General features: G+C 33.8%; 17 protein-coding genes. 1 reads left to right on the forward strand and 16 read right to left on the reverse strand.

Annotation, left to right across the window (positions count from 1 at the left end; all coding sequences use genetic code 11):
* Positions 1–35: 35 nt before the first annotated feature.
* From ASC44_RS07025 to ASC44_RS07100, 16 genes are all read right to left on the reverse strand, one after another.
* Entirely contained in the window at positions 36–428 is a 393-nt protein-coding gene (locus ASC44_RS07025) for a VanZ family protein (protein WP_055446904.1), read from the reverse strand.
* Positions 421–801, reverse strand: coding sequence for a glycine cleavage system protein GcvH (gene gcvH / locus ASC44_RS07030; RefSeq protein WP_055446905.1), 381 nt, complete (start codon positions 799–801; stop codon positions 421–423). The genes ASC44_RS07025 and gcvH overlap by 8 nt, the downstream gene beginning before the upstream one ends.
* Positions 802–875: 74 nt before the next feature.
* Positions 876–8,120: a T9SS outer membrane translocon Sov/SprA gene (gene sov, locus ASC44_RS07035; protein WP_055446906.1), complete on the reverse strand. Its 7,245-nt coding sequence runs from the start codon at positions 8,118–8,120 to the stop codon at positions 876–878.
* Between the two features lie 6 nt (positions 8,121–8,126).
* Positions 8,127–8,708 carry a Holliday junction branch migration protein RuvA gene (gene ruvA / locus ASC44_RS07040; protein WP_055446907.1) on the reverse strand — a complete coding sequence of 194 codons (582 nt, stop codon included), beginning with the start codon at positions 8,706–8,708 and terminating at the stop codon, positions 8,127–8,129.
* Between the two features lie 52 nt (positions 8,709–8,760).
* The gene (locus tag ASC44_RS07045; RefSeq protein ID WP_055446908.1) at positions 8,761–11,058 is read right to left on the reverse strand and encodes an NADP-dependent malic enzyme; all 2,298 of its coding nucleotides are present in this window, start codon (positions 11,056–11,058) and stop codon (positions 8,761–8,763) included.
* 245 nt (positions 11,059–11,303) lie between these two features.
* Positions 11,304–12,206 carry a hypothetical protein gene (locus tag ASC44_RS07050; RefSeq protein WP_055446909.1) on the reverse strand — a complete coding sequence of 301 codons (903 nt, stop codon included), beginning with the start codon at positions 12,204–12,206 and terminating at the stop codon, positions 11,304–11,306.
* A gap of 70 nt (positions 12,207–12,276) precedes the next feature.
* Complete coding sequence (gene queG / locus ASC44_RS07055) at positions 12,277–13,203, reverse strand: tRNA epoxyqueuosine(34) reductase QueG (RefSeq protein WP_055446910.1); 927 nt, start codon at positions 13,201–13,203, stop codon at positions 12,277–12,279.
* A gap of 32 nt (positions 13,204–13,235) precedes the next feature.
* Positions 13,236–14,258, reverse strand: coding sequence for a Holliday junction branch migration DNA helicase RuvB (gene ruvB / locus ASC44_RS07060; RefSeq protein WP_055446911.1), 1,023 nt, complete (start codon positions 14,256–14,258; stop codon positions 13,236–13,238).
* A 193-nt stretch (positions 14,259–14,451) separates the two neighbouring features.
* Positions 14,452–16,239, reverse strand: coding sequence for a cytochrome c oxidase subunit I (locus ASC44_RS07065; protein WP_055446912.1), 1,788 nt, complete (start codon positions 16,237–16,239; stop codon positions 14,452–14,454).
* A 26-nt stretch (positions 16,240–16,265) separates the two neighbouring features.
* Positions 16,266–17,342 (reverse strand): cytochrome c oxidase subunit II, encoded by a 1,077-nt coding sequence (locus tag ASC44_RS07070; RefSeq protein WP_055446913.1) that lies wholly within the window; start codon positions 17,340–17,342, stop codon positions 16,266–16,268.
* Positions 17,343–17,373: 31 nt separating this feature from the next.
* Positions 17,374–18,765 carry a hypothetical protein gene (locus ASC44_RS07075; RefSeq protein WP_055446914.1) on the reverse strand — a complete coding sequence of 464 codons (1,392 nt, stop codon included), beginning with the start codon at positions 18,763–18,765 and terminating at the stop codon, positions 17,374–17,376.
* Between the two features lie 21 nt (positions 18,766–18,786).
* Positions 18,787–19,344: a c-type cytochrome gene (locus tag ASC44_RS07080; protein WP_055446915.1), complete on the reverse strand. Its 558-nt coding sequence runs from the start codon at positions 19,342–19,344 to the stop codon at positions 18,787–18,789.
* A 9-nt stretch (positions 19,345–19,353) separates the two neighbouring features.
* A complete protein-coding gene (locus tag ASC44_RS07085) occupies positions 19,354–19,884 on the reverse strand; it encodes a DUF3341 domain-containing protein (protein ID WP_055446916.1) in 531 nt (176 codons plus the stop codon).
* Positions 19,885–19,887: 3 nt separating this feature from the next.
* Complete coding sequence (gene nrfD / locus ASC44_RS07090) at positions 19,888–21,357, reverse strand: NrfD/PsrC family molybdoenzyme membrane anchor subunit (protein WP_055446917.1); 1,470 nt, start codon at positions 21,355–21,357, stop codon at positions 19,888–19,890.
* 33 nt (positions 21,358–21,390) lie between these two features.
* Positions 21,391–24,492: a TAT-variant-translocated molybdopterin oxidoreductase gene (locus ASC44_RS07095; protein WP_055446918.1), complete on the reverse strand. Its 3,102-nt coding sequence runs from the start codon at positions 24,490–24,492 to the stop codon at positions 21,391–21,393.
* An 87-nt stretch (positions 24,493–24,579) separates the two neighbouring features.
* The gene (locus ASC44_RS07100) at positions 24,580–25,875 is read right to left on the reverse strand and encodes a c-type cytochrome (protein WP_055446921.1); all 1,296 of its coding nucleotides are present in this window, start codon (positions 25,873–25,875) and stop codon (positions 24,580–24,582) included.
* Positions 25,876–26,087: 212 nt separating this feature from the next.
* On the opposite strand from ASC44_RS07100, the gene ASC44_RS07105 reads away from it, so the two are divergent.
* Complete coding sequence (locus ASC44_RS07105) at positions 26,088–26,483, forward strand: SPOR domain-containing protein (protein ID WP_055446919.1); 396 nt, start codon at positions 26,088–26,090, stop codon at positions 26,481–26,483.
* The last annotated feature ends 98 nt before the right edge of the window (positions 26,484–26,581 follow it).

Genomic DNA, 26,581 nt, shown 5'->3' on the forward strand with positions numbered 1-26,581 from the left:
TTTATTTATGCTTTGCTAAAATAACTATTTATTTATCAAAAAAGCAAGCTATTATTCTTTTTTATCAAGTGTTTCTTTACACATAACAAAAGTAATGAAGCAAATACCATTCCTAAAACATTTGCTAACACGTCTTTAAAGTCACTTTCTCTACTTATTGTCACCCAACCTTGAAGGAGTTCTATAGAGACACCATATACCAATGAAAAAAGTGCCGCATAAGCCAAAGCTTTATTGTATTTAAAGTTTAATTTATAATAAAATACTACAAACCAAAGTACAACAAAAATAAAATGTGCTATAGCATGCCCAACTTTATCGTTAAATGAAGGCATCTCTTTTACAATACCGTTTATCTTTATTAAGCATAAAGCAGATAACGTTAGCGTGTAAAAAATACTTACCAAAAGACTAAATTTCTTAAGCACTAATTAGTGCTTTATAAGCATCGGCAGATAACAAAGAATTTAATTGGGAAGCATCAGTTACTTTAACTTTAACCATCCAACCATCTCCATAAGGATCTGAATTTACTTTTTCTGGCTCGTCTTCAAGAGATTCGTTAAATTCTATAATCTCTCCTGCAACTGGTAAAAATAAATCTGAAACGGTTTTAACAGCTTCAACTGTACCAAATACTTCTTCAGCATCTAAAGTTTCATCAACAGTTTCTACTTCAACATAGACAATATCACCTAATTCGCTTTGTGCAAAATCTGTAATGCCTATTGTAATTACGTCTCCTTCTACCTTAACCCATTCGTGGTCTTTAGTATATTTTAATTCTGATGGAATATTCATTGTATTTATTTTATGATTTTTTACAAATGTATTTAAATGCTTTGGGTTTTCAAATAGAAAAATTAAACCATTTTTTAGTTACCAAAATTATATCTTAAAGTAAACCCAGAACGTATTGTTGTTTGTGGGAATGCGGTAGATATAGCATATTCTGAAAACGTGTAATCGAAGTAGAAAATACCTGTTAAGTTTTTACTAAACGCGTAGTTAGCATTATACTTTAAACCGTAAATGGTTTGTCCGCTTGTTATTTGATTATTCTCTAAATCTAAGTATCTAATAATTGTTTTATTGTCTCTAACCGAAAGGTTAGCCTCCATTAATAAATCGCTTACAATTGATTTTTTAGGTCCTGCTAATTTAGATTTTATACGTACATCTTTAAATCTATAACCTAACTTCAGCGAATATTCTTTACCCTGAATTTCGGTCATTAAATTATTATCGAAACTTAAAGATAATAATCTATCCTTTCTAACCTCTACTCCAACAACTACAGAGTTTTTCATTTCCATATCTACCTTAATTAACGGACTAAATAGCTCGGTTAAGTTGATATTACTATATAGCTCAGCATTTTTAAAGTTACCAGCTTGGTCTAAGTCATCTGATGGTTGAGACGCATAAGGCTCACTGTAATCTATACCGTTAAAATCTAGATTTGTTCTAAACTGATTAATAGTATAACTTGATCGGTAACCATGTGATAATGATAAACGTTTAAAACGTTTTTTAAACCAATTAAATTTCATTAGTCCTGTGTACTTAAGATCCCAGTTTGGGATTGGTACATTTCTAAAGGCTCCTAATTTTGTCTTCTCTGCATTTTGACCTGTATAAGCACTTAAGAATGCTGGTAATAATACTGCTTGGCTTGTTTTACCAAAACCTAAAGGATATCCTTCTGCATCCACATCTCCAACATTAGCTCCTTTTTCTGCTGCTAATCGTCTAGCAATTGTTAGTCTATTCTCTCTAAACGCATCAAAAGCTTCTGAGCTAATTTCATCGCTCTTGCCAAAGGCAGTAGGTAATGTAAATGTTGATATATTAAAGTTACCAAAAACATTAGGTGTTAGAGAAGTGTATTCGTTATTATCTATTCTATAATTCTCGGTATAATTTTCAGCATACGTTCTTGTTCCAACTAAATCTATTTTTAAGTCGTTAAATGGCTCTAAGTTTGCCGAAAGATCTAACTGCTTAGTATGGTTTTTGGTGTATTGCTGATTAAAATCTGGAAACACAGTTAACCAACCATTTCTAGCTGCTAAATCTCTAATATCACTTTGACTTCCTAAAGTATAACCAAATGTTGGTTTTGACGCACTAATAAAACCTGGAGTATCCAAAAACCCAGGTAAAAATGTTCCATTGTTTTCAGAATAATTAGCTTGAATACGCTTTACAGAAGTTAAAATTCCAATACCAAAGTTTGTGATTCCTGTTCCCAAACCACTCTTCTTTTTGGCTGCTGCCTTTTTATCATCTTCTTTGCTAACTGTTCCCGGAGGAGTAGCCGATCTTGATAGTCTACTAACTTTTCCGTTACTTTTTATTACGCGTTTTTTCTTAATACCTAAGTATTTATAAAACTTACGCATATCTAACGTAGAGTTAATATTATGTGTGTTTCCATTAGAAATAGAATTCCCTAAATCGTATGTTAGACCATCATCTGCCACAAGCTCTCCAAATAAATCTGATCCTTTTTGCCACTGATATAAACCTTGATAAGAATATGTCGCTTTAAGAAAATCAAGTGCAGGAAATTTACTAAAAGGCAACTCGTAGTTTATACCTAAAGTTTGTGAGCGCATATTTGCGTCTCCAATATCAAAATACCCATTCCAAACATCTTGACTCGAATCTTGCTCTCCATTAATAATATTGTCTTTAAAATAATTTCTAACAATATTATTATTTGCGACTGCAAAATTAAATGATAATGATTTTGTTAAATTCCAATTTACTGTCGATTGGAAATCGAAGTTATAGTTTCTTCTAAATAATTCTTCTAAACCAATATTATTTCCGCCCAGCTCTACTTCTCTAAAGCGCTGTCTATTAAATTGTCTTTTTATATCAGAATTAACCGTAAAACTTGAAGGCAATAAATTAAGATTAAAATCTTTTAAAAGCTTCCAGTATTTACCAGTAAAAAGAGAATCATTCTTTTTAAACGGCTCGAATACTTTTGGTTCAAAATTATAGGCATAACTCGCACCCGTTCTTGCTTGCTTATCTATAGAACGTTCTATTTCGAAATCGCGATGTTCTACTTTGTTATATGAATGGTTAAATGTTAGGTTCTCTACATCGTAAAAACGAGGCTTAGACTCTCCTGTCCTAACCTTTCTAACACCAATAAAATTGATACTTCTACGTTTTGTATATTCCTCAGATTGTTCTCTGATAGTTTTCTTTTCATCAGCACTTCCAGCAGCATCAATTCTGTCCTGAAGCCTTAAATCTTCGTACTGCGCATCGTATTCTGGTGTAATTAATTCTACACCTTGACCATAATTAAAAGGTAATTGAACGCCCCATTTTTTAGGTAATAATTGCCCAATATTTATATTAGTAACAACATCGTACTGTTTAACCTCTTCCATACTGCGCTCTTGTGGACCTTGATCTACAGAGCCAAAACCAGCGGTACTCATTCTACCTGTTGCACTTATGTTTGCAAAATCAGCAAAATTAGTATCTACATTCATTATTGCAGCCCAACCACCTTCATTATCCATATCTGATAATCGAAGTTCATTAAACCAAACCTCTCCACATTGCGTATTAGGTGAGCCATTTTTAACACCAACCATTAAAGTTCTTACTGCTCCAAAATTTGGATTCCCTTTTATTGCTAATCTCGTTTGACCTAGCTCATAATTCTCATATTGGGTAGCTGTTGGGATTTGTATTAATTCTCCATTTACAACATCGTAAAAAGTAGCATCAGGATTTGCTAAAGTACCATTTGCAATTCCTAGAGATTTTATTTGTTCTAAAAGTTCTAATGGTAAATTTATTTCATTTGCGGTTGGCCACAAGGCAGCACTAGTTGTTCCTGTTGAAACTTGTAATGGAACTTCAATTTGATAATAGTTTTCGGTTAAATCATTACCCATTCTAATAAAACCAACTAATTCTTTGTCTCCTAATCCAGGAAGATCTCCTTCTTCGGCATGCATAAACATTCTAAGACGTTTGTACTGTCTCATGTCTACGCTAATATTTTTATAGACTGCTCTAGAATCTTTAGCACCTAAATCACACACGTTTACTACTAAAGATTGCTCGTTCTGATCTATAATAGAATTATTATTATTTAATCTTTCTGGTTCAATTCCCGGAGGAGATTCATAACTACCATCATTTTCTTGTGTACTTACCACTCCAACGGTAAACTCTGTGTCATCAAAATTTGGAGATGTTGGGCCTCCATCTAATGCTAATTGATATCGTCTCCAGTCGCTACGAACTAAATCTAAGGTACCAAAACGGAAAGTTGTTTGTTCTGAAAACCCATTTAAGTACATTCTTGCAAAACGAATGGAACGCAAATCTGTTATACCGTTTACAGCTTCAACATGATCTCCTTGAACTGGCACTCTAAATTGGTACCAACGCACCTGTTCTGTGTTTCCGTTAGGTAAATCTCTTGAGCGTAATTTTACATCTTTAATAAAGTCACCAATTGGATTCCCTGGTGTAATTTCATTTGTACTATTTAGAGGTAAGTTTGGTCGTGTTAATTCTAATTCATATTCAAAATAACTATCGATAGTATTCATCGTGTTATCTCTATTAATATCTTCAACATCTGGTTGTGTTGTAGAGCCTCTATCGGTATCGCTAAATGTATCTGGCGAGTTACCTTGCACATTATTGTAACGCTTGTAACGATCTAAAACGTCTCCTTCTGCACTAAGATAATATTGGTAGTTATCTGCTGATGGGTCAGTTAAACCACTAAAATCTGGAAAATTAACACCTTCTTCGGCATCGTTATAACCATCGAATCCAACATCTTGATTCGTACGCTCCTCTCCTGTAGAGTCGAATGCGTAAATTAACGCTTGATTTAATGGTACTACAGTGTTGTAACTAGTTGTTGGCAACAAATCAATATTACCATCTGCTGGCAATCCATTTTCGTATTGCTTTCGTCCATCACGAAGGACGTCTTCTGAAATACTACCAAGGTTAAATACAAGCTTTCCTCCTGGATTTGTTGGATTATCTTGAAAAGGATCTTGCATCCAAAATTCAATATATTCTACATTAGATTGCTCGAAATCCGTAGATGTTAATGGTCTTGTTATACCTGCCCAACTATTGGTTGGTATTCCAAGAGTATTACCATCTGTATTTAACGTTTTAAAGTTATAAGGCCCTCTTTCTGTTGGGTAATAAGTTAAATCTAAAGTATTTAAAACAGATGTTTGACCTTGTGCAATATCTTGTTCTGGAAATAACTCTTGCACAAATACACGAGAGGTGTACAAATTTGACACGTCGTCGTCGTCAATTCCAGATGGTCTTTGTCCTCCGTAGAAAATAGGATCGATAGTATACCAGTTTAATAATGCCCTATCGTAACCATTCTCAATACCGTCTACATCATTAACTGCCGTTTCATTTAATAATATAGGTCTACTTGACAATCTCCATGATTGAGTCGATTTTAAATCAATACCATTTTGGCTACCTTCAAAATCATCTATATAAGCTGTAGCTTCTCCATTAAAGTCTGTTCCTTTTGGTGCTCCTGGTAATAAATAAGCAAATTCTCCACTAACCGATAAGTTTGATGGCGCATCTGTATCTATATTTGGTAATTTATTTGCTAACCTTGTAAAGAAAGGTACTTCTGTAGAATAGTTACCATTAAAGCCAAGTATAGTGTTATTTATTGGCTCACTATTATAGTTTGCTTTCTGGGTAATTGGCCTTTCGTTTAAATTAACGTAAGTAGCACCAATTAAGAATTTCTCGTTAAATTGGTGTTCTACGTTTATACCTGTATAACGCTTTGTTTGCTGACCAAAAATCGAATTGTTTTCTGTAGTAACTTGAATTGGTGTGTTTGATGCTTTTAAAGCTTCATCTAAAATTTGTACACGACCTAATTGATAATTTACAGTATAATCTACACCTTCTACAAGTACACGACCACCAGCAGTAACTTTTACAGAACCTCTAGGCACGTTAAAACCTCCAATGGCAATACCATCTCCTCCTTGAGATTTATAACTCCCTTTTATTTGAAATTTATTTTTCTGAACCTCGTCTAAAGCTGCCGTTTTTGTTGCTTTATAAAGTATATCGTAAACATATTTTTCTTGATTAGCATTCGTGTATGTATCCGATTCATAATCGAAACCATTGTTTCCTGCATTACCATCATTATCTAGAACATCGAATAAATAACGTCCAAACGGTTCTACTTTAGTAAAAACAATTTTTCCATTTTCGGGAATTACAGTTATTCCAGGTTCAAAATCGAAAAACCCATCACCATTAGCTTGTGGATCTCCATTATAATTTAATTTATCTAAATTGAATAAACGTAATAACGTAGTTTGTTCAATTGGTTCACCTTCAAAATCGGTTCCAAAAGGAGATCCATCTACTGCTGTAATAAAATTTAAAGGTGCAGATTCGTTGTAGAAAATATTTAATTTAAAATCCTCTTGACTTAACTGGTAAGCTCCAGTATCGTAAATATTCTTCATCATTAAATCCCAAATAGGTTGAGATACAGATGTAATACTACTTTTAAGTAATTTTAATATTAAGTTGTTATTAGTTACGTTAGTTACTTCACCTGCGCTATTGGTTTCTACATCTGTCGCACCAATACCATCGTTTGCGAATTCACCAACTTGAAAAACTTGACCTCCAACCGTAAACTGGAAAGCTGCCGCTAATACCTCGTCATTATTTAAGCGTTGATTTAATGAAATATAACCTAATTGCGTATTAATAACATACTCTTGACCTTCTTGTAATTTTCTAGTATTTTCTAATTTGGCATAATCGAAACCTTCATTATATCCAGGAATTAGAATACCAGATTGAACTGTTGCAATATCTCTAATTCCATCTGTAATTTGCGAACCTGGCCCACCAATATTTGTTGGATCTAAACGGTTGTTACCATTATCTGGATAAGCTCCAGGTCCAGCAGTAACAACAACACCAGTGTTACCAATAACAGCAGATTCTCCAAGATCTTGAAGTGCAACAATGTTTCTAACATTCTCGGTACTATTACTTCTATTAGTTACCCAAACTTCTGCTCTCGTAATTTGAATATTAGTATTAATATACGGATAATTAGCTAAAGCTTTGTCGTAGTTTTCGCGAAAGTATTGTGCTAAGAAAAAGTGACGGTTTTCATCGTAATCACGAATAAAGAAATCGAATTCATCTAATGTACCACCACCTTGTGCGATTACAGAACGTGTGTCGGATTTTTGTTCAGAAAACACAGCGGTAACTGTTGTCTTTCCAAACTGTAATTTTGTTTTTACACCAAATAGACTTTGCGCTCCCGAAATTAGAGAACTGTTTAATGGCATACTTACATTACCAACTTCTAATTTTTGAAGTATTGAATCTTCACCTCCACCAAAAGTAGGATCGTATTCTAACTTTACTAATTGCTGGAAATCGAAACTCGCTTCGGTATCATAATTAGCTGTAACTTGTAGTCTTTCACCAACTTTACCTAATAAACTTAAGCTAATTCTCTGGTCGAAATCAAATGTAAAATTACTTCTATTTCTAGGCGAAAAAGATGGATTATCTTGTTTTGTAAATAAAACTCCCAAATCCATTTCTAAAGAACCTTGCGGAACAACCTCAATAGTATTACCTCCAAAAATAGTTTCAAAAAAACCTGAGTTGACATAAAATTCTGGCAACAAATTCTTTTTTGCTTCTTCGGAAGTCTCCTTTTTTCCATCGAAAGCATCTATCTTATCTTGGTAATACCCTTTTAAGTTTTCTTTAAACACCAAATCTTGATATTCTTTTGGTGTTAATATTATTGGATAATTAATATTAAAATTACCAACAGATTCTGTATAGACATAACGATTTGATTCAGGATCGTAAGTATACTTTGCAGTTATACTATTAGGGTTTGGCATTACAATATTACCAAAACTAAATCCCGTCTTTGTAGAATCGTTTTCTACTGATGGATCTGGATCTTGAGCAAAAGCGGTAAGCGATAACAAAAATGCAAATACTGTTAATGCACTCTGCTTAATCGATTTATAAAAGTATAGGTTAGGTGTATTCAAAATCTACTATAATTTTTTTAAAGCTTGTTTAATTATGGACTCTACGCTTGCCTCAGGTTCAGATACAACAATTTTATCCACCACGCGTTCAGCTTGCTTTTTCGCAAAACCTAGAACTTCTAAAGCAGATAACGCTTCATCTTTGTTGGTATTGCTTCTATTAACAGAAACTTCATCAATATCATAAATTTTAATGATTTTATCTTTTAAATCTATAATTACACGCTGAGCAGTTTTTACACCAATTCCTTTTATAGATTGAATAAGTGCAACATCCTCTGTAGCAATACCTTCCCTTATTTGTTTTGGTGTTAAAGACGATAGCATTGTTCGTGCTGTATTAGTACCTATACCACTTACCGAAATAAGTAATCTAAATACCTCGCGCTCACCTTTAGTTACAAAACCATAAAGGCTATGCGAATCTTCTTTAACCTGAAGGTGTGTAAATAACTGTATATTTTCCTGTTCCGGGATTTGAGAAAAAGTATTTAAAGAAATATTTAATAAATAACCAACACCGTTACAGTCTATAACAACATCTGTTGGATTTTTTTCAACTAATTTTCCCTTAATATGTGTAATCATTTACTTTTTCTTGTTAAGATTTCAAATGTAATAAAATTCTTGGACTAAAAAATTACTCACTTTTTTGACTCATTACTGCTTCTTTTCCTTTCTGTTGTGCATCTATTACTGCAATTGCAGTCATATTTACAATTTCGTCTACACTTGCATCTAATTGTAAAATATGAACAGGTTTGCGTAAGCCCATCATAATTGGACCAATAGATTCTGCTTTATTCAATTCTTTAAGCAATTTGTAAGTAATATTTGCTGACTCTAAATTTGGAAAAATAAGTGTATTCACCTTATGTCCTGCTAATTTTGAAAACGGAAACTTATCCTGAAGCATTTTGTTATTAAGTGCAAAATCTGTTTGCAATTCTCCATCTACTATTAAATCTGGATGTCTTTTATGCAAATAAGAAACTGCTTCACGCACTTTAGTTGCTGTTTGATCTTTTGAAGAGCCAAAGTTTGAAAAACTTGTCATAGCCATTACTGGTTTTAATCCAAACATTTTAACAACACCAGAAGTCATTTGTGCTATTTTAATTAAATCTTTAGCTGAAGGATTAATATTTATAGACGTATCGCTTAAAAACATTGGCCCACGTTCCGTCATCATTACATTAGTTGTTGCAATTCTAGTAGAACCAGGTGCTAAACCAATAAGCTCTAACATTGGTTTTACAACTTGAGGATAACTACGAGAGTAACCAGATATTAAAGCATCTGCATCTCCTTCATTAATCATCATTGCAGCGTAATAATTACGTTCGCGCATTAATTTTTGAGCCTCTAATAAAGTAACTCCTCTACGTTTACGTTGCTCCCAATAGACTTGAGCGTATTTGTTCTTTTGCTCATTTTGTTCATCCGTTTTAGGGTCGATTATAAGCACATCTGCATCAAACTCGATTTCTTCCTTTAAACGCTCTATCTCATCTTTTCTTCCTAATAAAATAGGAATTGCTATGCCTTCATCATGAACTATTTGCGCAGCTTTAAGTACATCTATATGGTCTGCTTCTGCATAAACCACACGCTTAGGAGCAGATTTAGCTCTATTTAAAAGCAGTCTAATAATTTTATTATCATTACCCAAACGCTCTAACAATGAGTCTTTATACTTTTCCCAATCTTCTATTGGTTCTAATGCCACTCCACTTTCCATTGCAGCCCTTGCAACCGCTGGAGACACTTCTCCAATAAGTCTTGGATCGAATGGTTTTGGAATAATATACTCTTTACCAAAAGTTAGTCTGGTTTCATTATATGCAATATTTACTTGCTCTGGCACCGGTTCTTTTGCCAAATTAGCTAATGCTACAACGGCTGCCATTTTCATGGCTTCATTAATTTTTGTCGCGCGCACATCTAAAGCTCCTCTAAAAATAAAAGGAAAACCAAGTACGTTATTTACTTGATTAGGATGATCGCTACGTCCTGTAGCCATAATAATGTCATCTCTAGTGTCTATTGCTAATTGATATTGGATTTCTGGATCTGGATTAGCCATTGCAAAAACAATAGGATTCTTAGCCATTACCAATAACATTGCTGGAGTTACAATGTCTGAAGTAGATAATCCAACAAAAACGTCGGCATCTTTCATGGCTTCATCTAAAGTATCAATTTTTCTATGTGTTGCAAATTCTGCTTTTTGAGACGTTAAATTATCTCTATCGTCTCTAATTACACCTTTACTATCTAGCATAACAACGTTTTCACGCTTGGCACCAAATGCTAAGTATAATCGTGTACAGGAAATGGCTGCTGCTCCAGCTCCACTTACAACTATTTTTACGTCTTCAATTTTCTTTTCTGAAAGCTCTAATGCATTTAATAAGGCTGCTGCCGAAATTATAGCCGTACCATGTTGGTCGTCATGCATTACAGGAATATCTAACTCCTCCTTTAAGCGCCTTTCTATTTCGAAAGCTTCTGGAGCTTTTATATCTTCAAGGTTAATACCACCAAAAGTAGGTGCTATCATTTTCACGGTTTGTATAAACTCTTCAATATTTTCTGTATCTACTTCAATATCGAAAACATCAATATCTGCAAAGATTTTAAATAGTAAACCTTTACCTTCCATTACAGGCTTTGAAGCTTCTGGTCCAATATTTCCTAAACCTAAAACTGCTGTTCCATTAGATATTACAGCTACAAGGTTTCCTTTTGCTGTATACTTATATACATTGTTGACATCCTTTGCTATTTCTAAACAAGGCTCTGCCACACCCGGAGAGTAAGCTAAAGCCAAATCTCTTTGACTTGCATATTTCTTTGTAGGTACAACTTTTATTTTTCCTGGAGTAGGCTTAGCATGGTATACTAAGGCTTCTCTTCTTTTGCTTTGTTTGCTCATATTTTAGCTTTTACTCTGACATACAAATGTAACGTTTTTGAAAGAAAAGAAATGATGAAAAAATTTTATCTTCTTACTTCTATTTCTCATTTTAATAAATTTTTCTATCTATTTCTTACATGTTTTGTTTTACAGTTGTTTTCTACAATAAGATTTTACTAAATTACTTTTCAATTTAAAAAGAAAAAAGGCTTAACACTAATGAGTGCTAAGCCTTTTTAAATAGAATTACTTTTAATTAAATATTATTCAAGTATTATTGCTCCTTCTTGCTTAGAGAAGAATCCTTCTTCTACAGTTGGAGAGAAACTAATATCACTAACATCTATTTTGGTAATATATTCACCTAAACCATCCTTATCTTTAGTAGACCAATAGGTTTTAAAACCTTTAGCAAAAACAACTCCATCTACAACTGTTTTTTCTTGGCTCACTGTTATTTTTTCTGGAGCATGACCACCATTTGGAAAATACTCAGGATAAGAAACAATATATTTAAAAGCAGTTACTAAATTAGTTTTTGAACTAATATATAAAATATAATAATCGTCTGGTGCAGAACCAACACCTGCACTATATGTTGCTTTAATTACTTTTTGAGTCCCTCCTTGAAACTCTGTTTCTGGCAATAACTCTAAATTTACTCCTTCACCATCCAAAACAAAAGGATGACCAGAAAAGTATAATGGTGTTAAAGCCCAAAATTTAGTATCGTATTCAAAAGATGTACTATCCTTAGCTTTTATCCAAGCTTCTTTACCGTCCCATCCAAAAATAGAGCTTGGATCTTTAATACTATTATGTCTTGCTTTGTTACTCCAAGTATCTATGGTTTGGTATGAGTTTCTAATACCTTTACCATTTACTGGTTGATAATTAAACTGTAAAGAGAAATATCCATTTCCATACCATTTGTCTAAACCTCCATGAGCTTCCATTGCACTCCATAAAACTTTACCCGCGTCTGTAGCATTAAGTCTTTTATTAGCAGCATCTACTCTTTTTTGAATCCAAGAATTTGGAATATTATATTGATTTTCTGCTATTTCCACATCCTCTTTAATATTTGTTTCTTCTTTTTTTGTTTGCTTACAAGCAACAATACTTAATACTAAAAATAGACCTAGAAATTTAATTGATGTTTTCATTTTATTATTATCTTTTTAATTAATATTTAATAGTCGAGATAAATTACCTATCCTTTCAATACAGAAAGAATTATTTCAAGAAATTTATATTTCGTTGTAATCCTGAAAATTTAGTACGCTTAACTGCACTTTTTTGAAAAACGTTTTTAAACACATCTTCAGTAATTTCTTCCCAATCTTTCTTAGTCATATCTAATAACTCCGGATGCGGATTAAAAAGTGGTTCGTTATGTGGCTTAGAGAATTTATTCCACGGGCACACATCTTGGCAAACATCGCAACCAAACATCCAATTATCAAACTTACCTTTCATTGTGTTAGGTAATTGATCTTTTAGTTCTATTGTAAAATAACTTATGCACTTACTTCCGTCAACAACATAGGGCTCTGTAATTGCTTGTGTTGGACACGCGTCTATACAAGCGGTACACGTTCCGCAATGGTCTGTTGTAGCGTGATCGTATTCCAAATCTAAATCTATTATTAATTCGGCTATAAAATAAAAAGAACCTACACGCTGTGTTAATAAATTACTATGCTTGCCTATCCAACCTAAACCTGATTTTGCAGCCCAAGCTTTATCTAAAACTGGTGCAGAATCTACAAATGCTCTTCCACTTACTTCGCCTATTTCATCTTGAATAAAATGCGTAAGCTCTTTTAACTTAGACTTAATAATGTGATGATAATCGTGACCATAGGCATATTTAGAAAGTTTTGGTGCTTCGGTATCTTTTTGTGCTTCTGAAGGATAATAATTAAGTAAAAGAGAGATAACACTTTTAGAATCGTCGACTAATTTTGTTGGGTCTAAACGTTTATCGAAATGGTTTTCCATGTAACTCATTTCTCCATTCATATTCTTATTAAGCCAATTTTCTAGTCGTGGTGCTTCAACCTCTAAAAATTCAGCTTTACTAATACCACAAGACAAAAAACCGAGGCGTTTGGCTTCGGTTTTAATTAAACTTGTGTATTTAGCTTTATTGTTTATCATATATTGAAGATTCCTACATTAACAGCAATATATTAAAATAATCCTCCTTGAGTTGGACCTTTTACTCTTCCGAGATGTTTGTACGCTAACTCTGTGACTTCTCTACCTCTAGGAGTACGCATAATAAAACCTTGTTGAATTAAAAAAGGTTCGTAAACTTCTTCAATAGTTTCTGAACTTTCACTTACTGCTGTTGCAATGGTTGAAACACCTACTGGTCCTCCTTTAAATTTATCGATTATTGTCGACAGAATTTTATTATCCATCTCATCCAACCCATAAGCATCAACATTTAAAGCTTCGAGAGAAAACTTTGCAATTTTAATATCTATGCTTCCATTACCTTTTATTTGAGCAAAATCACGAACACGACGTAATAACGCATTTGCTATTCTAGGTGTTCCTCTACTTCTACCTGCAATTTCTATTGCAGCTTCCATAGCTATTGGCACATTTAATATTTGCGCACTACGTTGTATAATTGTACTTAATAATTCAGTATCGTAATATTGTAATCTACTCTGGATTCCAAAACGTGCTCGCATTGGTGCAGTAAGTAAACCAGAACGTGTGGTTGCACCAACTAAAGTGAATGGGTTTAAATTTAATTGAACCGTTCTTGCGTTTGGTCCAGACTCAATCATGATATCTATTTTAAAGTCTTCCATTGCAGAATAAAGATATTCCTCTACAATTGGACTTAATCGATGTATCTCATCAATAAAAAGCACATCTCTATCATCAAGGTTAGTTAATAAACCTGCTAAGTCACCTGGCTTGTCTAAAACTGGTCCAGAAGTAACTTTAATGCCTACATCTAACTCATTAGCAAGTATGTTTGCTAAAGTAGTTTTACCTAAGCCTGGAGGGCCATGAAATAATGTATGGTCTAAAGCTTCATTTCTTTGGTTAGCAGCTTCAACGAAAATCTTTAAATTTTCCAACACTTGGTCTTGACCAGAAAAATCTTCAAAAGATAGTGGTCTTAATGTTTTTTCGATGTCAAACTCTTCAGAAGAAAAATTATCGTTGGAAGGATCTAGGTTTTCGTTCATGGGCCTTTCCGCGAAAGCGGTATTCTTATTTAATACTATTTAAAACTCATTATTCCATGAGTTAAATTACAACCGAATAACTTCAGCTTACACAAATATAAAGAAAAAGCCTTTCAGTTTTTATTAGACTGAAAGGCTTTTTAATATGTTATGATTTCTCAGTAGTGAGAGACCCTTTTTACAAAGTCATTTTTTAATGTTGTAATTCTTCTTCTCCTTCTTTTAAAGGAACGTTTTGCATTACAAAATCAACGTCATGTCCTGGTTTACTATAATCGTAAGACCATCTGTGTACATGAGGTATTTCTCCTGGCCAGTTACCGTGAATATGTTCCACTGGTGTTGTCCACTCAAGCGTTGTAGCTCTCCATGGGTTTTGAACTGCTTTCTTACCGTAGAATATACTACTAAAGAAATTCCATAAGTATATTAATTGAGCAACTCCACCTACTAATGCGAATATTGTAATGATCTGGTTTGTATCAGCTAAATCATCGAATAATGGGAAATTAGAGTTTGTATAATAACGTCTTGGTAATCCAGCCATACCGATAAAGTGCATTGGGAAGAATACTCCATAAGCACAAATAGCTGTAATCCAGAAGTGGATATAACCAAGTTTCTTATTTAACATTCTACCAAACATTTTAGGATACCAATGGTAAATACCTGCAAACATACCATAAAGTGCAGATATACCCATTACTAAGTGGAAATGCGCGATTACGAAATAAGTATCATGAACGTTAATATCTAAAGCAGAATCTCCAAGAATAATTCCTGTTAAACCACCTGTTATGAATGTAGATACGAAACCTATAGAGAATAGCATGGCAGGATTCATTTGAATATTACCTTTCCATATAGTTGTTATCCAGTTAAATGCTTTTACTGCTGATGGTATTGCAATTAATAATGTTGTGAACGTAAACACAGAACCTAAGAATGGATTCATTCCTGAGATAAACATATGGTGTCCCCAAACTATTGTTGATAAAAATGCAATAGCTAAGATTGAAGTAATCATTGCTCGGTAACCAAAAATTGGTTTACGTGAATTAGTAGCCATAATTTCTGACACTAATCCCATTGCTGGTAAGATTACAATATATACTTCTGGGTGTCCTAAGAACCAGAATAAGTGTTCGAACAATACAGGAGAACCTCCTTGGTAATGTAATACTTCTCCTTGTATAAATATATCTGATAAGAAGAACGATGTGCCGAAACTTCTATCCATTATTAATAATAATGCTGCAGATAACAATACTGGGAAAGAAACTATACCAATTATAGCTGTTACAAAGAAAGCCCAAATTGTTAATGGAAGTCTAGTCATAGACATTCCTTTTGTTCTTAAGTTTATAACTGTTACAACATAATTTAAAGATCCTAATAATGAAGAAGCGATAAATATAGCCATAGCTACTAACCATAACGTCATTCCCATTCCAGAACCTCCTTGTGCCATTGGCAACGCACTTAATGGAGGATAAATTGTCCAACCTGCTGCTGCTGGTCCAGCTTCAACAAAGAAAGATGATACCATGATAACACTAGAGATAAAAAATAACCAGTAAGAAACCATGTTTAAGAATCCAGAGGCCATATCTCGTGCACCAATTTGCAACGGAATAAGTAAGTTACTAAACGTACCACTTAAACCTGCAGTAAGTACGAAGAATACCATTATGGTACCATGTATAGTTACTAATGCTAAATAAATATCTGCATCCATAACACCATCTGGTGCCCATTTGCCTAATAATGCTTCAAAAATTACATTAGGCTCTTCTGGCCATGCAATTTGCATACGCATCATTAAAGACATTATCACACCTATAACACCCATAATAGTACCAGTAATAAGGTACTGCTTGGCTATCATTTTGTGATCAATACTAAATATGTATTTAGTTATGAAAGTTTCTTTATGGTGGTGATCGTCGTGAGCGTCGTGAGTATCTGCTTGTGCTGACATAATCTATATATCTTTATAATCTTTTATTAATTATTTACTAGAGAATTCTTGAATTCCTTTTGAGTTCTAATCCAAGCATCATATTCTTCTTGAGTTTCAACTATTATTTTCATTTGCATATTGTAGTGAGATTTACCACAAATTTTATTACATAATAATAAATAATCGAATGTGTAAGGTTCTAAAGCCTCTTCTCCTTTAGCTACTAAAGCCTTAGATTTATCAACTCTAATTTTATTAATGTTTGTAACCTTATCTTTCATCTCTGGAGTATCACGCATGTCCACAGTAGTGACAGTTGGAGTGAAACCAAATTGGGTTATCATACCTGGAACACAGTTCATTTGCGCTCTAAAGTGAGGCATATAAGCCGAGTGTAAAACATCTTGAGAACGCATTTTAAATAAAACTGGGCGTCCTACTGGTAAATGTAATTCTGAAGTGATAATATCATCTTGAGCATAAGGATCAGCTTCATCTACTCCTAAAATATTAGCGCGATCTATATCTATTAATCTAACGTTAGCTTTACCTAAAGTATTATCTGCTCCACTATAACGTGCTTTCCAGTTAAATTGTTGAGCATATAATTCTACAACTAAAGGATCGTTATCTTCATTAACATTCATGATTGTTGTCCAAGTAAATAAACCTTGAATAATCAATACTGCTAACACTATTACTGGAATAATTGTCCAAATAGCTTCTAACTTATTGTTGTCTGCATAAAACAAAGCTTTTTTACCTTTTTCACCTCTATACTTAAAAGCAAAATAGTGTAATAAAAACTGTGTTATTGTCTGTACGATGAAAATAACTACCATTGAGATAATCATTAAACTATCTACTCCTGGACCATGTTCAGAAGCTGAGTTAGACATTAATGGTAAATCACCAAGCTCAACAAAACTCCAAATTGTGATAATATAAATGAAGGCTAAAAAACCTATCATTAAATAACCATTTAATTTATTGTCTTTGTCGTTTGCTACTTGATTATTTCCATCCACAGAATCGCTTTGGGTTAAATCGAATATCTTGACCATCTGCCAGATGGCAACTAAAATAAATACTAATACTAAAATTGATAATAAAGCCGTCATTGTTGTCGTTCTTCTTTATTTAATTGTGTTATTAATAATGAAAATGCTCACTTTCTTTAATAAATGGATTTCTTGTTTGTACTAATGGTGCTTTTGTAAGTGCAGTAAATACAATAAAGATAAATAATCCAGCAAAGAATAGTAAAGATGCAATTTCTGGAATTCCAATGTACCATTGATCACCTACTGATGCAGGCATAATCATATTGAAAATATCAATATAATGACCTCCTAATATTACAACACCCGCCATTACAACAAACCAAGGAACACGCTTGTAATCACTGTTCATTAATAATAATAATGGAAAGATAAAGTTCATAGCTAACATACCAAAGAATGGTAATTTATAATCTTCAATTCTAGTTACGAAGTATGTTACTTCTTCCGGTATGTTTGAATACCAAATTAACATGAATTGGGAGAACCATAAATAAGTCCAGAAAATACTAAAAGCAAACATAAACTTAGCTAAATCATGAATATGACTATCGTTTACATTTGGTAATAAACCTTTACTCTTTAAATATAAAGTTATAAAAGCAATTACGGTAATACCACAAACCATCATTCCTGCTAATACATACCAGCCAAATAATGTTGAGAACCAATGTGGATCTACACTCATTATCCAATCCCATGACATCATCGATTCAGTGTATAAAAAGAACACTAAGAATCCTGCAGATATACGGAAAATCTTTTTAAAGTTTTTATTATCATTTGCTTTGTCTTGGGCAATAGAAAATTTTCTTGAAAAATGTCTATATAGAGACCATCCTGCAATAAAAATTAAACCTCTAATTGCAAATGCCCATGTGTTTAACCAGCCTTTTTTACCTGCGACTAATTTATCAAAATCAGCACTACTAGGATCAACCATATCAGGATTCATCCAAACAAATATATTAAAATGACCAATTGTTCCTGAAGCAACAGCAATAGCTAAAACTATTAAAGCACCTGGTAACAAGTAAGCAGTTATACCTTCCATTACTCTTAAGATTAATGGAGACCAACCAGATTGAGAAACATATTGAAGTGCATAAAATGCTAATGCTCCTAATGCAATCATCATGAAAAAGAATGCTGCAACATAAAAAGCCGACCACGGTCTGTTATGCATTGCATGCATTACATGATTTACATGTTTTGTATGCTCATCTACTACTTCATGACCTTCATCATGCGCAGCGTCTGATCCATGATCACCATGCCTAACAGTTTCTACTTGATGTGTTTCTTCTACGTGACCTGCAGCTTCACTATGACCATCTCCATGATGTGTTTCACTTGCCAACATAGTCTCTACTTCAGCAAATGATTTATTTGAAGTTATAAAGCCATAGCCTACACCTAATAGTCCTACGACCATTAAAATGATTGCAGTTAATCTTAGTCTATTTGAAATTTTGTATTCCATTATATAATCTTTAACTATATCTTATTTTTCTAAATCTGCCTTCAATTTCATAACATATGAAACTACTTGCCAGCGCTCTTCGTAACTTAACTGATTTGCATAGGAGCCCATAGCGTTTTTACCGTAGTAGATAGTATGATAAACACTACCCTCAGTAATTGCTCTTCCAGCATCATCATAACTTGGTATACCAAGAATCTTTTCTCTTTGCACTAACTTTCCTTTACCGTCACCTTTCGTTCCGTGACAAATACCACAATAGATATCAAATAGCTCTTTACCCTTTGCGTAATCTACTTGAGTAGAATCTAAAACGTTTTTTAAACTTACTTTAGCTTCATTATAACCTTCTGTAGTGTTATCAATATCGAAAGGTGTATAACCTCTAGGTATTGTACCTTCTGCCGGTAACTGAGCTTCTACTCCGTTTGCGAAAGCACCAGATTCTTGATATGTTTCGTATGCTACTGATTCGTACATATTAGGCATGTATTCATAATTCGGTCTCGAATCTTTCTTACAAGCTACAATCGACACTAAAATCAGCGCTAATATTGTTATGTTAAAAATGCTCTTCATTGTCTATAATTAATGCGTATTATCTACTACGTTTATTTCAACTGCACCAGTTTCTAAAAGTAAATCGTGCAATTCTTTTTCGTTACCGTGAACAGCGATTTCCATTAAAAAGTGGTCGTCAGTTGTTCTAGGATCAGGATTTTCGGCTTTTTTGAATGGCCACATTCTACTTCGTAAATAAAATGTTATTACCATTAAATGTGCTGCAAAGAAAACCGTTAATTCGAACATAATAGGTACGAATGCTGGCATATTTTCTAAATAGCTAAAACTTGGTTTACCACCAATGTTTTGCGGCCAATCTTCAATCATAATGAAATTCATCATTAAAGTGGCTACTACTAAACCTACACAACCGTACATAAAAGCCGCGATTGCTATTCTTGTTGGCGCTAATCCCATTGCCTTGTCTAGTCCATGGACAGGAAATGGAGTATATATTTCATCAATGTGATGTCTTTTAGCTTTCACTGATTTAACAGCTGCCATTAAAACATCATCATCGTTATAAATAGCGTGAATTACTTTTGAAGTTTCCATATGCTACTCGTTATTATTATTTTGTTCTTTATTATCGAAATTTGTCACAACCGATGTTCTAGCATCTGCTCCAGTTCCCATTAGTGTCTTTCCAGAATCTCTTAAATTCTTGTACTTATCACCAGAAGATTTTAAGATCGTCTTAACTTCGGCTTGGGCAATTACTGGGAAAGTTCTTGAATATAATAAGAATAATACAAAGAAGAACCCTATAGTTCCAATAAAAATTCCAATATCTACAAACGTTGGAGAAAACATTGTCCATGAAGATGGTAAGTAATCTCTGTGTAATGATGTTACAATAATTACAAAACGCTCAAACCACATTCCAACGTTCACTACTAATGAGATAAAGAATGAGAACATAATGCTCGTTCTTAATTTTTTAAACCACATAAATTGTGGAGAAAATACATTACAACTCATCATTAATAAATAAGCCCACCAATATGGTCCAGTTGCCCTATTTAAGAACGCGTACTGTTCGTACTCTACACCAGAATACCATGCTACAAATAACTCAGTTATATAAGCCACACCCACAATAGAACCTGTAATCATAATTACAATGTTCATTAATTCGATATGTTGTACTGTTATATAGTCTTCTAAGCTACACACTTTTCTCATAATAATAAGTAAAGTGTTAACCATTGCGAAACCAGAAAATACTGCTCCTGCAACAAAATAAGGAGGGAATATAGTTGTATGCCAACCTGGAATAACAGATGTTGCAAAATCAAAAGATACAATCGTGTGTACAGAAAGTACTAATGGCGTTGCTAAACCAGCAAGCACTAATGACACTTCTTCAAAACGTTGCCAATCTTTAGCCCTACCTGTCCATCCAAAACTTAATAGACTGTATATTTTCTTTTGGAAAGGTCTTATTGCTCTATCACGTAACATTGCAAAATCTGGTAATAAACCTGTCCACCAGAAAACCAATGAAACAGATAAATACGTGGAGATAGCAAATACATCCCAAAGTAGAGGTGAGTTAAAGTTTACCCACAAAGATCCAAATTGATTTGGTATTGGTAATACCCAATACGCTAACCATGGTCGACCCATGTGAATAACTGGAAATAAACCTGCTTGTACAACAGAGAAAATTGTCATTGCTTCTGCAGAACGGTTAATTGCCATTCTCCATTTTTGACGGAATAATAATAGTACTGCAGAAATTAATGTTCCTGCATGACCAATACCAACCCACCAAACGAAGTTAGTAATATCCCAAGCCCAACCTACGGTCTTGTTTAATCCCCAAGTTCCAATTCCAGTAGATATTGTATAAACCATACATCCAACTCCCCAAAGGAAAGCTACTAATGCAATTGAAAATACAATCCACCAATGCTTGTTGGCTTTTCCTTCTACAGGTGCTGCTATATCTACGGTTACATCGTGATATGATTTGTTGCCTGTAACTAAAGGTCTTCTAATAGGTGCTTCGTAATGAGACGCCATAATCCTTTTAAATTGTTCGTTAATTAATTCTTTTTATGCTCTCGTGTTTCTCACTTTAGTATGATACTGAACATTAGGTTTAGTACCGACACTCTCCAATAAATGATACATACGATCATCTTCTAAAAGTTTTGCAACTTTACTTTCTTTATCGTTTATATCTCCAAATACCATCGCTCCATTGCTACAAGCAGAAGAACATGCTGTTTGGAATTCACCATCTTTAATAACACGTCCATCACGTTTTGCATCAAGAATAGTCTTTTGTGTTTTTTGAATACACATAGAACATTTTTCCATGACACCACGAGAACGTACTGTTACATCTGGATTAATAACCATTCTACCTAAATCATCATTCATAAAGTAATCGAACTCATCGTTTCCGTTATATAGGAACCAATTAAAACGACGTACTTTATAAGGACAGTTGTTAGCACAATATCTTGTACCTACACAACGGTTATAAGCCATATGGTTTTGACCTTGACGACCATGTGATGTAGCCGCTACTGGACAAACAGTCTCACAAGGAGCATGATTACAGTGTTGACACATTACTGGTTGAAAAGCTACTTGTGGATTATCCGCAGGATGTTCTAATTCACCGAATCCTCCTAAAGAACCATTATCTCCAAATAAACCTTCGAAACCTTCTTTTTTAGCATCATCAGCTTCAAAAGAATCTTCAGATGAATAGTATCTATCAATACGCAACCAGTGCATATCACGACTTCTACGTATTTCTTCTTTACCAACAACTGGTACATTATTTTCTGCGTGACAAGCTATTACACAAGCACCGCAACCTGTACAAGCATTAAGGTCGATAGATAAGTTAAAGTGATGTCCAATTGAACGATCAAATTCATCCCATAAATCTACATCAGGAGAAGTTACTTCTACTTCTTCATGATTTAAAGATACCATAGGAACAGCGTTCCAATGTTTCTTATCCTTAGTATTAAAAACCTCAAGTGTAGTTTCTTTAATAATGTCACCACGACCCATTAAAGTATTTTGCAATTGCACACAAGCAAACTCGTGCATACCAGTCGCTTTTGTTACAGTTACATTTTGTATGTTGTTGAAACCTTGATATAATGCATAAGCATTAACTCCAGTTTGCATCTCTTCTTTTAAACCTGCCTTTTTACCATAACCAAATGCTAATCCAACTGAACCTTTAGCCTGACCTGGTTGAATAATTACTGGAACAGTAATTTTAGTTCCATTTACTGTAACATCAGCATAACTACCATTTAATGCTCCTGTTGCTTCGTGCTCATTAACTAAATCTAAAGCTTTAGCATCTGCTCCTGAAACAGTTAAATAGTTATCCCAAGTTGTTCTTGTAATAGGATCTGGAAACTCTTGCAACCAAGGATTGTTTGCTTGTTGCCCATCACCCATTCCTACTTTAGTATATAAAGTAAGTTCCATTCCATTTGAAGTTGCACTAGAGGCTAATGCTCTTGCCGCGTTTCCAGATGGTGTTTCTACATTTTCTTCTGAAGTTTCAGTTGTATCTTCAACTAAATCTCCTGAGAATTTTGATATATAAGATCCATCATGTAGTGCTTGGTTGAATGATGCACCACCTAATATCTCTGAATTCCAAAGTGTTTTAATATAATCACTATACTTTTCATCTTTACCATTCCAAAGCATTAAAATGTCTTGAAATTGTTTCGTATCAAACAAAGGACGAATAGTAGGTTGAATTAAACCGAAGTGACCTTTCTTTAACTCTACATCTCCCCAACTTTCTAAGTAATGAGGTGCTGCTGCAATATATTGCGATGCTAAAGCTGTCTCATCTGCTTTCATAGAGAAAGCTATAGATAATTCAGTGTTTTTTAATCCTTCAGCAAAATCTGAAGCATTCGATAATGTATATAGTGGATTTACACCACTCATAATAACAGCACCAACTTTACCTGCCTTCATATCAGCAACTAAAGACATAACTGCCTTATCATTTCCTTGTCTTGTCTTAATAGGTTTTTTAGAATTGAAAGCCTTACTACTTAAAGCTTCGTTAATTTCTAAAACAACCGTTTGTGCATTTACATCTTGAAGACCTGTTACTACAACACCTGCACTTCCAGCTTTTATTAATTCTGAAGCTGCATCTTGTACTGCCTTTTCAATATTTGCTGGTAAACTTCCCGAAAAAGACCCACCAACTAATAAGCTATGTAATTTTGCTAAAGCTAATTTTTGCTGACTTGGTGTTAAAGGAACACGTTTATCTGCATTTGCTCCAGCTAAAGACATATTAGATTCAAACTGAATATGGCGAGACATTTTTCCATTTGTTGGAACACGTCCTTGAGAGTATGCACTATCAAATCCTCCTCCTTGCCAATCTCCTAAGAAATCCGCACCAAATGCAACTATTGTTGCAGCTAGTGAAAAATTATAATCAGCTAAACCTCTTTCGTTATATTTTGCTTGAAATGCATCTAATGCAGCAGACTCTGAAACAGCGTCATATACTACATGATTTACATTACCATATTTTTCTTTAAATTCTGCAATTAATTTAGACGTAGTTGGACTTGCATATGTCTGTGTTAATAACACAATTTGCTTTCCACCGTCTTTTAATGCATTTAATTTTTGAGTCGTCTCTGAAGTAAAAGCAGACCATGAAATAGCAGATTCGCCTTTCATTGGACTTTTAACTCTTAAACTATCATATAATCCTAAAACTGATGCATTAACCCTTGCATTTGCACCACCATCTGTAGCACCAAGATTATTGTTTTCAATTTTAATTGGACGACCTTCTCGAGTTTTTACTAAAACACTTGCAAAATCAAAACCATCTGCAATCGTTGTTGCATAGTAGTTTGCTACACCAGGAATGATAGAATCTGGCTGAACTACATAAGGTATTGATTTAATTACCGGCCCTTCACAAGCCGCTAACGAAGCTGCCGCTGTACTAAAACCGACGTACTTTAAGAAATCACGACGCGTTGTAGAAGAAGCCTCTAATGCCTCCTTGTCTCCAAGAAACTCATCTGTAGGGATTTCGTTTACAAACTCGTTTTGTTTTAGCGTCTCAACAATAGAGCTATCTTTTAGCTCCTCAACACTTTTCCAGTATTTCTTGTTTGATGACATATTATATAATTGAATTACTTCTTAATTTATTATTAATTTACTCTTATAAAATTTCCACTTTCGTAGATATTATTAAAAACGATGTCTTTAATAATGACACTTCCCACATTCTGTTCCACCCATCTGTGCAGCTGTTAATTCCTCTACACCATATTTTTTAGACAGTTGTTCATGAATTTTAGTATAGTATTCGTTATCCTTAACATTGACATTAGTCTCTCTGTGACAGTTAATACACCAACCCATTGTTAATGGAGCAAACTGATACATAACTTCCATTTCCTCTACTGGTCCATGACAAGTTTGACATTCAACACCTGCAACTGAAACGTGTTGAGAGTGATTAAAGTAAGCAAAATCAGGTAAATTATGAATTCTTGTCCATTTAACCGGCTTCGTTTCACCTGTGTATTTTTGTTCTGCATCATCCCAACCAACAGCCTTATATAGCTTTTTGATTTCAGAATTATAATCTACACCGTACTCAGCAACACCTTCAGCCTGTGTTTCTGGAGCTACTTCGTAAATAGACTTATGACAATTCATACAAACATTTAAAGAAGGGATACCAGATGTTTTACTAACCCTCGCCGAAGAGTGACAATATTTACAATCGATTCCATTATCTCCTGCATGTATTCTATGAGAATAGTGTATTTCTTGAACTGGCTCGTAACCCTGATTAACTCCAACTTGCATAAAGTAACCATAAACAAAATATGCTGAAGCTAATAAAAAGAATATAGCAGTAACTAAAACTAAAAATTGATTTTCAGCAAAAGCCTTCCATAAAGGCGTTCGTTTTGGCTTCGCTGCTAACTCAACACCTTTTTCATCTGCAAAACGACGTAAAGTTTTATTTACTAAAAACAATGCTCCTGCCAACAAGGCAAACAATAAAGCTAATGCTCCTAAAATTAATCCATTTGAAGATGTATCACCAGAAGGATTAGCATTTACAACTTGACCCGGTACGACAACTGGAGCCGGAGCCTCTGCAGCCGTATAAGCCAATATATTATCAATATCTGCATCTGCTAACTGTGGAAAGGCAGTCATAGCAGTACCATTATACTCCTTATAAATCTTGTTTGCATAAGCATCTCCAGATTTAACCATGCCTGCACTATTTTTAATCCATGCATAGATCCAAGCTCTATCCAAACCTTCGTCGTCAGATAAACGAGTTTCTACATTACGCAATGCAGGACCTGTCATTTTCTTATCTAATTTGTGGCATGAAGCACAATTAGCATTAAATAATGCTTTACCAGCTGCAACATCTCCATCTTGTGCAGAAAGAGTTGTTGAAAACGCTATTAAAAAAATTAAGCAAAAATGAAAAACATTAAGACCTAATCTGCGGTGAATCACCTGTTTCATATTGTTGATTGAATTTACTTCTAAACTTTGGTACGATTTTTTCATCTATATATAAAAATACAGTTCTAAAAAACTTAGACAAAAGTAATACTTAAAGTCCATTTTTGAAATCTTAAAGAAGTCTTAATTTACAATTTAGAAAAATTCTAAATAAGAAAAATACATTTTCTTTCGTTTAATACTTTTACATTTGCATTAAATATATATTGAACATGAACATTAAAACCCTAAAAATCCTTTGTTTATCTTTAGGATTAACACTTAGTAGTAGTTTCGTTTTGGCGCAAGAAGGCACGGTTGAAGTAAATCAAGATCCAGAAATTACAGCATTATTAAAGTTAAAAAAACAGATAAATAATGAAGATGAAGATAGTGATCGCTATAAAATCCAAATTTATTCAGGTTCTAGAAGCGGTGCTGAAAGTGCGGAAAACAAATTTGATAGCTCGTTTAATTCATGGCCTTCAAAGCTCGTTTACGAAACACCAAACTACAAAATTTGGGTTGGTAATTTTAGAACGCGATTGGAAGCTGATAAAGCATTAAAAACAATTCAGAAAAAATTCCCAATAGGTACTTTTATTTTTAAGCCGAAGAAGAAGGATTAATAATAAAATAAACCACTTAAAGTATACGTTCGTAATTTAACATTCATACTGCCAAAACTAAAAGATTGTCAGAATAAAATACGAGTACAAAAAACGCT

The organism is Lacinutrix mariniflava (assembly GCF_001418015.1).
Classification (GTDB): domain Bacteria; phylum Bacteroidota; class Bacteroidia; order Flavobacteriales; family Flavobacteriaceae; genus Lacinutrix; species Lacinutrix mariniflava.